We start from the raw sequence: 12679 nt of genomic DNA, 5'->3' as shown, positions 1-12679 counted from the left end.
CTCAGTAAGGATTTACTTGCGGTATTGAGATTGATACCCACTGCATTTACAGAACGCCCTACTACCTGATCCAATTCTTCTTTGAGTAACATTTGATCTACATCATGCTGATACTGCCCTACTCCGATAGCTTTAGGTTCTATTTTCAGCAATTCAGCCAAAGGGTCCTGTAATCTTCTGCCGATAGAAACAGCTCCACGTACTGTAACATCATAGTTGGGAAACTCATCTCTGGCGACTTTGGAAGCAGAATATACCGATGCCCCTGCTTCACTCACTACAAAAACCTGTAGGGGTTTGTCAAAGGCAATCTTTTTTATAAAAAATTCTGTTTTCCGGGACGCTGTACCATTACCGATAGCAATGGCCTCAATTTTATAGGAATTAACCATTGAACGGATTTTTTTCATCGCCATCGCTGTATCTTTCTGCGGTGCATGTGGAAAAATAGTCTCATTATACAATAACCCGCCCGTTTCGTCTAAACAAACGATTTTACAGCCTGTTTTAAAACCCGGATCTATTGCCAGAACTCTTTTTTCACCGAGAGGAGCACCTAAAAGAAGTTGAGATAAGTTATCGGCAAAAACACCGATTGAGTTTTTGTCTGCTTTGAGTTTAGCCTCCTGCAAAACCTCATTAGACAAGCTGGGTGCCAGGAGTCTTTTATACGCATCAGCTACAGCCATACGCAATTGAGCAGCCGTTTCATTCTCTGTTTTGATCACCGTTTCCTCCATAAAGGTAATCGCATCAACGGGCTCAATGGCTACATTTATCTTTACAAATCCCTCATTTTCCGCCCGTAGCATAGCCAGAAGCCGGTGAGAAGCGGTTTTATAAAGAGGTTCAGACCAGTCAAAATAATGACTAAATTTCTGTGCACTTTCCTCTTCTTTTTTAGTTTTTACTACTTTCGAAGTAATAACCGATTCTCTTTGGAATTTTCTTCTTATTACTTTTCTCAGATAACCGTTTTCATTGATCCACTCCGCAATAATGTCTCTTGCTCCCTGTAAGGCATCTTCTTCAGAGTTTATTTTTTCATTTCTATATTTAGAGGCCACTGTATATACATCCTCTATTTTTTGTGACATGATCATTTTTGCCAAAGGTTCCAATCCGTTTTCACGTGCCGTATCAGCTTTTGTCTTTCTCTTCTTTTTAAAAGGCAAATAAAGATCTTCGAGTTCATTCAGATCAAAACTGTTTTTTATCTTTTGTTCCAACACATCAGTAAGCATTCCCTGCTCTTCAATCGAAGCCAGAATTGATTCTTTTCTTTTTACAATAGTATCAAATTGCTGTTTTTGTTTGGCAATCTGTTCGATAGCTACCTCATCAAGATTGCCTGTCCGGTCTTTACGATAGCGGGCAATAAAAGGAATCGTACAATCTTCTGCTAATAACTGTAATGTCTGCTCAATATTTTTCGGACTTGTAACAACAGTTTGCTGAATATAGGAAGTTAAATTCATCATCAATTTTAAATAAAATGCTAAAATACTACCTTTGTCATCATTTTTAAAACACATGAAATACTTCTTTCTTTATATAATCATCATTAATTATATTGCATATAGCCTTTTTCATATCGACAAAGACCGGGCGATAAAGGGAAGAAAGCGTATTTCAGAAAAAAATCTTCTGATAGCAAGTGCTTTGGGAGGAAGCTTTGGTTCATGGCTTGGCATGCAGCATTTCAGGCATAAAACAAAAAAAACTTCTTTTAAAATCAGTTTTTATATTATCATTGCCTTTCAATTATTTCTTTTACTTTTTGTATTCAGAAGGTGATATCGGAATCGGATATAGTGAAGTAAGCATCTGACAGATGTGATATAATATCTGTAGCCGTCATACTCTGTGCCCCATACTGCTTTTTGGCATGGTCTCCTGCCAGTCCGTGTAAAAACACACCGAATACAGCTGCTTTTTCAGCAGCATATCCCTGAGCCAGTAAAGAAGTAAGGATTCCGGTCAGTACATCTCCGCTACCAGCAGTGGCCATCCCTTCATTTCCGGTCGAATTGAAATACATTTTACCCGATGGCAATAAGGTCAAGGTATGAGCGCCTTTGATAAGTAAAATACAATGGTATTTAGCGCAGAAGCCTTTAGCTTTTTCTATCTTATCCAAATCATTTGTCCATGTTCCTATCAGACGTTCTAATTCTTTTGGATGAGGCGTAAGTATGGTATTTGTAGGCAAAAGATCAAACAATTCAGGATTTTCTGAAAGTATGTTTATAGCATCTGCATCCAGAATCAGTCTTGTATCTTTCTTTTTTTTCAGAAACAAAACAAAAGCGGCAACGGTTTCTTCTACTTTTCCCATTCCTACACCAATGCCTGTTGCACTGTATAAATTCACAGAAGGAAAAGAAGTAATATGGTCATCGTAAGCATCCGTCAACACCATAGCTTCCGGAAAATAACTCTGAAAAGCCGTATATCCACATTTTGGTATATAAGCAGTGACCATACCACAACCCGTTTTTAAGCGGATTTTGTACTCATCATTGCGGCACCAATCTTTCCAAAACTGCCGCCAACTATCAAAGCATGACCGTACGTACCTTTATGATCAAACTTTCTTCTCTTTTTGAGATCCTTTTTAGCATCAGAAAGCGTATAATAATAAACATCCGTTTCCACTTCTTGTACCGCTTCTTCATCAAGCCCGATATCCAGCACCTGAAATTGTTCCATACTATCTGCCGATTGCGGAAGTAATAAAGCTACTTTTGGAACTTGAAAAGTATACACCATCTGTGCCCGTACAACAGGATTTCTTTTTTCTGTTTTGCCATCCGCTCTGAGTCCGGACGGAAGATCAACGGAAATTACGTTTTTACATGTATTGATCTGTTCCGTGATGCCGCGCCACTCTTCAGATAAAGCATGTGTAAGTCCGAATCCGAATAAAGCGTCTACAAGAACCGAATTCCTGTCAAAGGATAATTGATCAGACAGATCAAAATATTCCATCTTAATACCAAGTTCCGCTAACTTTTGCTGATTATACAAATTATCAGCACTGTAGGTTTCTTTCTTATATAAATAAACCTGTACTGTAATCCCCGAGAGAAATAGCATTCTTGCCAAAGCCAGACCATCCCCACCATTATTGCCGGAGCCTGCGATAACTGTAAAAGAAGTAGCCGGTGCTTTAGAGAGAATATCTTCCCTAATCGCTTCAAATACAGCCCGGGCAGCTCTTTCCATAAGGTCGAATGAAGCAATTCCCTGTTTGAGAATAGTCTGTTTATCGATGCTTTTTAATTGCTGGGCAGACGGAATCTTCATATTCTTTTTTTATTAAAATGTAGTCAAAAAAAAACACTTATACAAATTGCATAAGTGTTCCTTTTTATGATTTCTTGTCTGCACTACATACAGGCAATCTTATTGACTCTGTTTGCGTGTCTTCCGCCTTCGAATGCTGTCTTTAGAAATGTCTCAACCATCTCTACCGCCTGTACTACAGCTGTATAACGAGCTGGTATAGCAATGATGTTGGCATCATTATGCTGGCGGGCCAAAGAAGCAATTTCTGTTGTCCAACACAATGCACAACGTACTCCCTGATGTTTATTCGCTGTCATGGCAATCCCGTTACCGCTTCCGCAGATAACAATTCCAAAATCTACTTTTTTATCTTCAACATCCTGTGCTACCTGATGTCCAAAATCAGGATAATCTACAGAATCGAATGAATCAGTCCCATATTTGACCACTTCATATCCTTTCTTTTGCAACATTTCAACAATTGCTTTTTTATATTCCGGACCTGCATGGTCATTTCCAATAGCTATTTTCATAAAAAAATGATTTTATATCTCTACAAAAATAAAATTATTTATTCGATATACATGCTATAGAGTACCTTATCTTTCATTTAGTTTTTTACACAATATCTTTTCTATTAAAGTTTCAAAAAGCTGTTTTAAAAAAAGATTCTTTGTGCCAATTATAGATGTATCAAGAGCTTCATTATTCGCTTATAAAATCTCTTAAATTTTGCTTAACATTATTTAATGAGAATATTTTGTACTTTTAAATAAAATTAATTCGGCTAATTGTCGATAATAAACACAGAATGAATAAAAAAATAAAACAGCCTGGAAAAAAGGGAAAAGATTTTTCCGGAAAAATATTAAAACTCTTAGCACAAAACTCCACAAAATCATATAATTACAAACAAATTCGAAGCACAGGGCGAGGATTACGAGGAACAGGATTTTGCCAATAGAATGAAAAAGAAAAGGAAGCGCAAACGAGGTCAGTAACAGGTTTTTCTTTGCCTATTATGTAGAAACTTTCAGCCCCAACGCATAGCTCCAATGCAAAATCTTAGGTGCAGTAGGTGTTTTGAATTGATAAATACCGTAGATGTATAATGCGGAAAGTACAAACGCTCCCCAGCTTAGCCCGATACACCATATACTATCTCGTTCTGTCACGCTGAACATACCAGCTACTATTGATTTTATAATGAATGCAGGAACAATGCAGCATAATAAAACACAGATAGCCCACGGTAATATCCATAGCCTCTGGTTCTTTCTCCGTAATCCTATAATAGTTCCTTTCAAAAAATAAACGATGCAGAAGATGAGGTAGGCAAATAATAGGGAGAATGCCCAAATCTTAAAGTTATCAGTTTCTTTGCCCCACAATTTTTGCGACAGCAAAAACCCGGCGTAAAAGAACACGCCGAAAATAGCCGCTATTTTTAAGCCGAAAAGAAAAAACTTTATTATCCCAGACATTAATCCGGTGGCAGCTTGGCTTTCACCTCTTTTCCGAATTTCATATTCTTCTTCAGTTTCTCCGGGATAAGCATCAGGATTATTCCAATTCATAGCATTCCTCTTTTAAATCTTGCTTGTTCCAACAGACGAGAATAGCAAAATGGTTTTCACGAGTATAAATTTAAAAAAAATCATTGGATTACCTGAACGGTATTGAAGGCTTTATAGCCTCTTAATGCCAAACACTGCCATTCACTGCCACATTCTTATAGCCACACAACACAGCTTCTAAATTCACGCCCGAACATTTAAAATTTTACAAAAATGCAGGGAGAAGACGATTTAAGAGGACTTGCCAAGATAATGGCTTTTATGCGGGCAGTAAGCATCATCATAGTGCTGATGCACCTTTATTGGTTCTGCTACGGTTTCTTTATAGAGCGTGGCTGGACATTGGAGTTAATCAATAAAATATTAGGCAACTTTCAGCGAACGGCAGGGCTGTTTTCGCATACCTTATATACCAAAGTCTTCGCTTTGGTTTTGTTGGCTTTGAGCTGTTTGGGAACAAAGGGCGTTAAAGATGAGAAGATAACCTGGTCTAAAATCTATGTGGCTTTAGCAATCGGTATTATCCTGTTCTTTCTGAATTTCCCTTTACTAAAGCTACCGTTATTAATCGCTACATTTCTGTATATCTTAACCACAGGTTTAGGGTATATCGCCTTAATGGTCGCTGGCGTTTGGATGAGCCGTTTGCTTCGCAACAACCTGATGGACGATGTTTTCAACAACGAGAACGAGAGCTTTCAGCAGGAAACCAAGTTGATGGAAAACGAATACTCTGTCAATCTTCCCACGAAGTTTTATTACAAAGGAAAATGGAACAACGGCTGGATTAACATCGTCAATCCATTCAGGGCATCAATTGTGTTAGGCACTCCGGGTTCGGGTAAATCGTATGCGATTGTAAATAACTACATCAAGCAGCAGATAGAGAAAGGTTTCAGTATGTACATATACGATTTCAAGTTTGACGACCTTTCTACCATTGCCTACAATCATTTACTGAAGCACAGGGACAAGTACAAAGTACAGCCAAAATTTTACGTGATAAATTTTGACGACCCACGCAAGAGCCATCGTTGCAATCCACTCAATCCCGATTTTATGACCGACATATCCGATGCTTACGAAGCGGCTTATACCATAATGCTAAACCTCAACCGAAGCTGGATACAGAAGCAGGGCGATTTCTTCGTAGAAAGCCCAATTATCTTATTGGCTGCCATTATTTGGTATCTGAAAATCTACGAGAATGGTAAGTATTGTACGTTCCCACACGCCATTGAATTGCTGAATAAAAAGTATTCGGACGTGTTCACGATTTTAACCTCTTACCCCGATTTGGAAAATTATTTGTCGCCCTTTATGGATGCGTGGCAAGGCGGCGCACAAGACCAGTTACAGGGACAAATTGCATCGGCAAAAATTCCTTTATCAAGAATGATTTCGCCGAGCCTTTATTGGGTGATGACAGGCGATGATTTCACGCTCGACATCAACAATCCGAAAGAGCCGAAAATTTTATGTGTAGGCAATAACCCCGACCGTCAAAATATCTACTCCGCAGCATTGGGCTTATACAATTCAAGAATTGTAAAGCTCATCAACAAAAAAGGACAGCTTAAAAGTTCGGTTATCATAGACGAATTGCCCACCATTTATTTTCGGGGACTGGACAATCTTATCGCAACGGCGAGAAGTAATAAGGTAGCGGTTTGCTTGGGCTTTCAGGATTTTTCGCAATTGACGAGGGATTACGGCGATAAAGAAAGCAAGGTAATACAGAATACCGTAGGCAATATTTTTAGTGGTCAGGTGGTTGGAGAAACGGCAAAGAGCCTATCAGAACGCTTTGGTAAAGTGTTGCAGAAACGCCAAAGTATGACGATTAACCGCAACGATAAATCTACCTCTATCTCCACACAGTTAGACAGCCTTATTCCCGCTTCCAAAATCTCAACTTTAACGCAAGGGATGTTTGTCGGTTCTGTATCAGATAACTTTGATGAACGTATCGAGCAAAAGATTTTTCACGCCGAAATTGTGGTAGATAATGAAAAGGTAGCAGCAGAAAGCAAAGCCTATCAAAAGATACCGCAAATCTTATCTTTTGTAAATGAGCAGGGCGAGGATAAAATGAAGCAGGAAATTGAAAGCAATTACAAACAGATAAAATCTGATATACTGAATATTGTAGTCAGCGAAATGGAGCGTATCAAGAACGACCCGAACTTACAGCATTTGGTGCAGGAACAATAGCCGAATAGTGAAAGTTCTTTAAATGTTTTGGCAACAATCGCAAGAAATGCAAACTACTTCCCTCGTTTTGTAAAGTGTATGCAATGTAAACATTCAATCTTTGCCTTAGTAAATTATTAGAAGTGCGGGGACAGCACTATAATCACTGTCGAAAATAATATGAAAGGTAAAATTGTAATGTTAAGTGCGGCTTCTGTTCTTACACTTGGAGCGGCATTGCACGTAGGACACCAACCACCTGCTGACGGTATTTGCCCTTTGGGAAAAATCATTCACGGCAAACAATCGAGAGTTGCCGAAAGCAACAAAAAGGCGATTGAGTTTAATGCCGCAACTGAAAAACTTGTTGTTAAAAAATGATGAACGCAGTTACAGCAAAGAGTAACAATATAAGGTTGCTCTTTGCTTTTTTTAATTTAATCAGCTTACATATAAAATTATGTTTCACTTACATTTAGCAGGTCTTTTGACCTTTGAATTATTGACGTTGATTGCAGCCGTTTTTTTGAGGATTTACATAGACAGGCATTCGCTTGGAAAATGGTATCGCCATTTCAGTAAAGTCGTTCTTGTGATGCTTCACCTCATCCTTGTTGCAACCATTGTTCACGGCATTATTCATCATTTTCATTCAGGGCATCATACACCGCCACACCACAACGGAATGGAGCAGCACTCAAACCATTAGCCTGTATTTTGATTACCTTTGTAAGCGATGTTTGATATTTCAACGGAACATAAAAAGAAAATCAATGCAGTTATCAACTTCATTCAGCAAAACCCGCAAGAGGAGCTTTCGTTAGCACAACTTGCGGGCATCGCTAATTATTCGCCTTTTCATTTCCAAAAAATATTTAAGCAGGTAACTGGCGAAAGCCCGAAACAGTTTATCATAAAGGTAAGAATGATAAATGTTGCCCATTATTTGCTCACACATACGCACAAATCCATTACCGAAATTGCACTGGATAACGGTTTTGCTTCATCTTCTACATTTGCAAGGAGCTTTAGGAATTTCTTTGGTATTTCGGCAGAGGAATTGCGGAACATTCCGTCAAAAGACCACACGACTATTACAAAGTACCTGAAGCATATAAAAATCAATGGGAACTTTTTCGTAAATGATAATAACGGCAGGGAAAAGGATTTGAGCATTGAAATAAAAAAAGCCCAATCGCTTAAAGTCATTTTTGTAAATGCACCTTTAACAGACATCGGAGAAATTCATAAGAGTTTCAAAAGAGTTATTCAGTTTGCAGAGGCAAGGGATTTACTGACTGTGAACACGCAATTTGTCGGCATTGTCAATCCACACGCAGGCATATATCAGGCAGGAATAACGTTACAGGCACATCAGGAGATACCCAAAGGCATTGATATACTAAACATTGACGGCGGAAAGTTTGCCGTATGTGGCATTACAGGCGATACAAAACAAATATTCCATACTTTTCACAGCTTATACGAATGGCTGCATCAAAGCCCTTACAGGATTAAACAACCTTTTGCATTTGAGATTTTACCGCAAAGCCCGCTGACAAATCCTTACGAAAATATGGAGAGAGCAATCCATATTCCTGTTGAGCCTGTGTAAAAGGCTTTTTAAATTTAAGCATCTGCCATTGTAATATTTTATTGGGGGCTAAATTCATTTTTTTGCACCGAATTATTACCAAATGAACTTATTTGTATATCTTTGCCATAATGTTGCGTAAATATATTGCCATATTGTTTTTAATTGCTGCCCAATTAGTTATTTTGGGGCACGGCATTGTATCGCACCACCACCACGCAGATATTGCCAATGACGGGCATCAGAATGGCAACAATCATCATAACAATAGTAAAGAAACACCTTTAGAGCTTGCCTTTTCGGGTTTTATACACGCTGGCGAACACGTATCTTTTACTAATTCAAGCGAAACCAGAATTGTTATTTCAAAGGATGATGTAAAATCAATCAAGGCTTTACCGATTGATTTCATTCCGCCTGTTGAATATATAGTTGTCTATCAGAAACACACGTTTCCACCTGATGGACACTTTATTTATTTACCACCGCTCCTCGGAGCATACACCCTTCGGGGACCTCCCTCTTTCATCGTTGCTTAACTTTCATTCTCTGAAAGTTAAAATTTGAGTTACGCCCAATCCTACGGGCGAATTATTTCTTTTTTAATATCAAATTTATTTTAACGATGAAAAAATCATTCATTATAGCGGCATTTGCTGCACTTGCGTTTACAGCTTGCAATAACAGCGAAAAATCTTCTTCGGATAATTCAAATTCAGAACAGGAACTAACAGCTCCGGCAGTCAATCAGGACAGCATTGACAAGGCTCACGGTCATTCCCACGACCCTGCGGGTAATCATACACCTGCTGACAGCACAGATAAATCTGCTGCGCAGCCTAAAGTTAATCAGGACAGCATAGACAAAGCTCACGGACACAAGCATTAATCCTTTTGGGGATTACGCTTAATCCGTGTGCATAATTGATTTCACAAACTGTACATCGTGAGATGTGTGTATTCACCTATGCACATCCTCGATGCTATGCTTTCAATTAACAAAAAATCCGGAAATGAAGTATATCAAAATTTTTCTATCAATAGCCCTACTGATATTGGTTTCAGGGGCGGCGTATGCTCACGGAGTAGATGAGGATACCCAGACATTTTTAAGCGGCAATTCGGGAGTAGCTTTCGTTCCTTTTCTGTATATCGGGGCAAAGCATATGCTCACCGGGTATGACCACCTGCTCTTTCTTGTAGGCGTTATCTTTTTTCTGTATCGCCCAAAAGAAGTACTGCTTTATGTGAGTTTTTTTACCATTGGTCACAGTATTACCCTATTGCTGGGTGTATTGGCAGATATGGCAATCAATGCCTATCTGATTGATGCCATTATTGCATTGTCTATCGTGTATAAAGGCTTCGATAATTTAGGAGGCTTTCAAAGGTTTTTAGGACGTCAGCCCAATACCAAAGCGGCAGTCTTAATCTTTGGACTTTTTCACGGGTTTGGTTTAGCCAGTAAGTTACAGGAATTGAGCTTTGACCGAACCGGCTTATTGACCAACCTGCTTGGCTTCAATATCGGTGTAGAGATAGGTCAGTTCATAGCCTTAGCCCTTGTATTGTTTATCATCACTAATTGGAGAAGGTCACCGAGTTTTCTAAAATTCTCAACAGTTACAAATATGTTGCTGATGGCAGCAGGCTTTTTATTATTCGGCTATCAGTTAGTCGGTTATTTTAACTCTTAACAAATATCAAAATGGCAGAAATAGCACATCAAATCTTAGATAAGAAATCCATTGTAAAGCAGGTCATTATTGCTTTGGTTATTGGAGCGGTACTCTTGGTAAGTGCCGTACTCCCGGCTGAATACGGGATAGACCCTTTGGGTATTGGCAAGGCAACAGGCTTTAGCAAGCTGTATGTTGGTGATGCAGGTACGGAAGCGTTGGCTTCGGGACCGCACAAGATACTAAAACTGGAAAATGTTGGCTCTCCGGCAGATGTTGCCAAACCAGCGGCGGCAGATAACCCGCCACCAGCCACTCAACTGGCAGAACGTACAGACGAGGTAAGCGTGGTTATTCCGGCAGGCGAAGGATTGGAATACAAAGTAAATATGTTGAAATACGGTCAGATGAAATATGAATGGATTACCGATAAAGGTGAGCTATACTTTGACTTTCACGGCGAAGTAAAGAACAACAGCAACTACTTTGAAAGCTATACTATTGCCTATTCCAATAATATGGTCGGCTCTTTAGTCGCTCCGTTTGAAGGTCCGCAGGGCTGGTATTTCAAAAACAATTCCAATGAGAACATTACTGTTAAAATCAAAATGAAAGGACAGTATCTTCTTAAACAATAAATATTCTAATAACATTATGATATGTTAAATAACATCATTCATTTTTCAATCAAGAATAAGTTGGTAATAGGATTATTTACCCTGGCATTAATTTGCTGGGGTTCCTATTCGCTTACCAAACTTCCTATTGATGCCACACCTGACATCACGGATAATCAGGTGATGGTCATTACTGTATCGCCTACACTGGCGGCGCAGGAAGTGGAACAGCTCGTAACCTTTCCCGTGGAGCAGACAATGGTCAGCATTCCGGGTATAAAGGATATGCGTTCCTTTTCCCGTTTTGGGCTTTCTATTGTTACCATTGTATTTGAAGAAAAGGTAGACATCTATTGGGGCAGGCAACAGGTACAGGAAAGGCTGACTATTGCAGCTAAAAATATCCCCGAAGGGGTGGGTACGCCTGAAATGGCTCCTGTAACCACCGGTTTGGGCGAAATCTACCAATACGTTATCCATCCCAAAAAAGGCTATGAAGATAAGTACGATGCCACAGAGTTAAGAACCATTCAGGACTGGATTATTAAACGGCAGCTATTAGGTACGCCCGGCGTGGCGGAAGTAAGTGGCTTCGGAGGGTTTGTAAAGCAATACGAAATCGCCATTGAACCTGACAGGCTTGCCAGCCAGAACATTAATATCTCCGATATTTTCACAGCACTGGAAAAAAACAACCAAAATACGGGAGGTGCATATATTGATAAAGGTCCGAATGCTTTCTTTATCCGAAGCGAAGGCTTGGTAAAGAACATTGAGGAAATCAAAAAAATTGTTATAAAAACCGAGGGAGGCGTACCCGTTTTGTTAAGAGATGTAGCCGAAGTTCGTTTTGGCAACGGTCCAAGATACGGAGCAGCCACACGTAACGGTGAGGGCGAAACCGTTACAGGTATCGTTATGATGTTGAAAGGAGCTAACTCATCGGAGGTTATTACCAATGTAAAAGAAAAGATTGCGGAAATTCAGAAAGGTTTACCCGAAGGTGTAGAAATAGAGCCTTTCCTCGACCGTAAAAAATTGGTGGACGGAGCTATTTCAACCGTTTCAACCAACCTTATTGAAGGGGCATTAATTGTAATTTTTTGTATTGATACTTTTCTTAGGAAACCTGCGAGGCGGATTGGTAGTGGCTTCTGTAATTCCACTGGCAATGTTGTTTGCAATAGCAATGATGCGGGTTTTTGGAGTTTCAGGAAACCTGATGAGCTTGGGGGCAATTGACTTCGGGATAATCGTTGACGGAACGGTCATTATAGTTGAGGCGGTGTTGCATAGGATTACAGGTAGCAAGGAACGGTACGGTGGCGTGGCTAAACTGACACAAGACCAAATGGACGAAGAAGTTTATCAGTCGTCCCGTAAGATACGTTCCGCAGCAGCATTTGGCGAGATTATTATCTTAATCGTGTACCTGCCTTTATTAGCATTGGTAGGCGTTGAGGGTAAAATGTTTGGACCAATGGCACAAACAGTTTCTTTTGCCATTTTAGGCGCATTCCTGTTATCGTTCACTTACGTTCCGATGATGTCTGCATTGGTGTTGAGTAAAAAGACAACGCACAAAGAAAACTTTTCGGACAGGATGATGAAAGCCATACAGAAAGTTTATACACCTATCATTAATGGTGCGATGAAGCGAAAACTTTTGGTAGTATCGGTTGCAGTGGTATTGTTCATCATCACACTTATCACATTCAACAGAATGGG

General features: G+C 39.5%; 15 protein-coding genes and 1 pseudogene. 10 read left to right on the top strand and 6 right to left on the bottom strand.

Annotated features, from left to right (window positions below; all coding sequences use genetic code 11):
• Positions 1-1478, bottom strand: a 1478-nt coding sequence (locus QW060_RS17775; RefSeq protein WP_290364847.1) for a Tex-like N-terminal domain-containing protein, incomplete at its 3' end; no start/stop codon positions are given.
• A 55-nt stretch (positions 1479-1533) separates the two neighbouring features.
• Between QW060_RS17775 and QW060_RS17770 the strand changes: the two genes are divergently transcribed.
• A complete protein-coding gene (locus tag QW060_RS17770; protein ID WP_290364424.1) occupies positions 1534-1797 on the top strand; it encodes a DUF1294 domain-containing protein in 264 nt (87 codons plus the stop codon).
• Here the strand turns inward: QW060_RS17770 and QW060_RS17765 are convergent.
• The 4 genes from QW060_RS17765 to QW060_RS17750 form a co-directional block, all read right to left on the bottom strand.
• Positions 1787-2485 (bottom strand): NAD(P)H-hydrate dehydratase, encoded by a 699-nt coding sequence (locus QW060_RS17765; RefSeq protein WP_290364846.1) that lies wholly within the window; start codon positions 2483-2485, stop codon positions 1787-1789. The two genes, QW060_RS17770 and QW060_RS17765, sit on opposite strands and share 11 nt — an antisense overlap.
• Positions 2486-2499: 14 nt before the next feature.
• Positions 2500-3309 (bottom strand): NAD(P)H-hydrate epimerase, encoded by an 810-nt coding sequence (locus QW060_RS17760; protein ID WP_290364845.1) that lies wholly within the window; start codon positions 3307-3309, stop codon positions 2500-2502.
• A gap of 83 nt (positions 3310-3392) precedes the next feature.
• Complete coding sequence (rpiB, locus tag QW060_RS17755) at positions 3393-3824, bottom strand: ribose 5-phosphate isomerase B (protein ID WP_290364844.1); 432 nt, start codon at positions 3822-3824, stop codon at positions 3393-3395.
• A 486-nt stretch (positions 3825-4310) separates the two neighbouring features.
• Positions 4311-4868 (bottom strand): hypothetical protein, encoded by a 558-nt coding sequence (locus QW060_RS17750; RefSeq protein WP_024567745.1) that lies wholly within the window; start codon positions 4866-4868, stop codon positions 4311-4313.
• Between the two features lie 213 nt (positions 4869-5081).
• Between QW060_RS17750 and mobC the strand changes: the two genes are divergently transcribed.
• Positions 5082-7082 carry a conjugal transfer protein MobC gene (gene mobC, locus QW060_RS17745; RefSeq protein ID WP_024567744.1) on the top strand — a complete coding sequence of 667 codons (2001 nt, stop codon included), beginning with the start codon at positions 5082-5084 and terminating at the stop codon, positions 7080-7082.
• On the opposite strand, the gene QW060_RS17740 is transcribed toward mobC, so the two are convergent.
• Positions 7039-7179 (bottom strand): hypothetical protein, encoded by a 141-nt coding sequence (locus QW060_RS17740; protein ID WP_290363864.1) that lies wholly within the window; start codon positions 7177-7179, stop codon positions 7039-7041. The genes mobC and QW060_RS17740 overlap by 44 nt on opposite strands.
• 80 nt (positions 7180-7259) lie before the next feature.
• Between QW060_RS17740 and QW060_RS17735 the strand changes: the two genes are divergently transcribed.
• From QW060_RS17735 to QW060_RS17700, 8 genes and pseudogenes are all read left to right on the top strand, one after another.
• Positions 7260-7442, top strand: coding sequence for a hypothetical protein (locus QW060_RS17735; protein WP_048498773.1), 183 nt, complete (start codon positions 7260-7262; stop codon positions 7440-7442).
• Positions 7443-7521: 79 nt separating this feature from the next.
• Positions 7522-7770: a hypothetical protein gene (locus tag QW060_RS17730; protein ID WP_133147453.1), complete on the top strand. Its 249-nt coding sequence runs from the start codon at positions 7522-7524 to the stop codon at positions 7768-7770.
• A gap of 27 nt (positions 7771-7797) precedes the next feature.
• On the top strand, positions 7798-8676 hold the full coding sequence (locus QW060_RS17725) for a helix-turn-helix domain-containing protein (RefSeq protein ID WP_024567742.1): 879 nt from the start codon (positions 7798-7800) through the stop codon (positions 8674-8676).
• Positions 8677-8786: 110 nt separating this feature from the next.
• Entirely contained in the window at positions 8787-9194 is a 408-nt protein-coding gene (locus QW060_RS17720; protein WP_024567741.1) for a hypothetical protein, read from the top strand.
• A gap of 86 nt (positions 9195-9280) precedes the next feature.
• Positions 9281-9544 carry a hypothetical protein gene (locus QW060_RS17715; RefSeq protein WP_024567740.1) on the top strand — a complete coding sequence of 88 codons (264 nt, stop codon included), beginning with the start codon at positions 9281-9283 and terminating at the stop codon, positions 9542-9544.
• 124 nt (positions 9545-9668) lie between these two features.
• Positions 9669-10352 (top strand): HupE/UreJ family protein, encoded by a 684-nt coding sequence (locus QW060_RS17710; RefSeq protein ID WP_024567739.1) that lies wholly within the window; start codon positions 9669-9671, stop codon positions 10350-10352.
• An 11-nt stretch (positions 10353-10363) separates the two neighbouring features.
• A complete protein-coding gene (locus QW060_RS17705) occupies positions 10364-10972 on the top strand; it encodes a hypothetical protein (protein WP_024567738.1) in 609 nt (202 codons plus the stop codon).
• Between the two features lie 21 nt (positions 10973-10993).
• A pseudogene (locus tag QW060_RS17700) lies at positions 10994-12679 on the top strand (efflux RND transporter permease subunit); the annotation flags it as partial.

It is taken from the genome of Paenimyroides ceti, assembly GCF_030409925.1.
This window is presented reverse-complemented; position numbering and strand designations above follow the sequence as displayed.

Bases quoted from the DNA above. Each gene is read 5' to 3' on its own strand.
- QW060_RS17770 (WP_290364424.1), top strand. From the start codon at position 1,534: ATGAAATACTTCTTTCTTTATATAATCATCATTAATTATATTGCATAT.
- QW060_RS17765 (WP_290364846.1), bottom strand. From the start codon at position 2,485: ATGGTCACTGCTTATATACCAAAATGTGGATATACGGCTTTTCAGAGT.
- QW060_RS17760 (WP_290364845.1), bottom strand. From the start codon at position 3,309: ATGAAGATTCCGTCTGCCCAGCAATTAAAAAGCATCGATAAACAGACT.
- rpiB (WP_290364844.1), bottom strand. From the start codon at position 3,824: ATGAAAATAGCTATTGGAAATGACCATGCAGGTCCGGAATATAAAAAA.
- QW060_RS17750 (WP_024567745.1), bottom strand. From the start codon at position 4,868: ATGAATTGGAATAATCCTGATGCTTATCCCGGAGAAACTGAAGAAGAA.
- mobC (WP_024567744.1), top strand. From the start codon at position 5,082: ATGCAGGGAGAAGACGATTTAAGAGGACTTGCCAAGATAATGGCTTTT.
- QW060_RS17735 (WP_048498773.1), top strand. From the start codon at position 7,260: ATGTTAAGTGCGGCTTCTGTTCTTACACTTGGAGCGGCATTGCACGTA.
- QW060_RS17730 (WP_133147453.1), top strand. From the start codon at position 7,522: ATGTTTCACTTACATTTAGCAGGTCTTTTGACCTTTGAATTATTGACG.
- QW060_RS17725 (WP_024567742.1), top strand. From the start codon at position 7,798: ATGTTTGATATTTCAACGGAACATAAAAAGAAAATCAATGCAGTTATC.
- QW060_RS17720 (WP_024567741.1), top strand. From the start codon at position 8,787: ATGTTGCGTAAATATATTGCCATATTGTTTTTAATTGCTGCCCAATTA.
- QW060_RS17715 (WP_024567740.1), top strand. From the start codon at position 9,281: ATGAAAAAATCATTCATTATAGCGGCATTTGCTGCACTTGCGTTTACA.
- QW060_RS17710 (WP_024567739.1), top strand. From the start codon at position 9,669: ATGAAGTATATCAAAATTTTTCTATCAATAGCCCTACTGATATTGGTT.
- QW060_RS17705 (WP_024567738.1), top strand. From the start codon at position 10,364: ATGGCAGAAATAGCACATCAAATCTTAGATAAGAAATCCATTGTAAAG.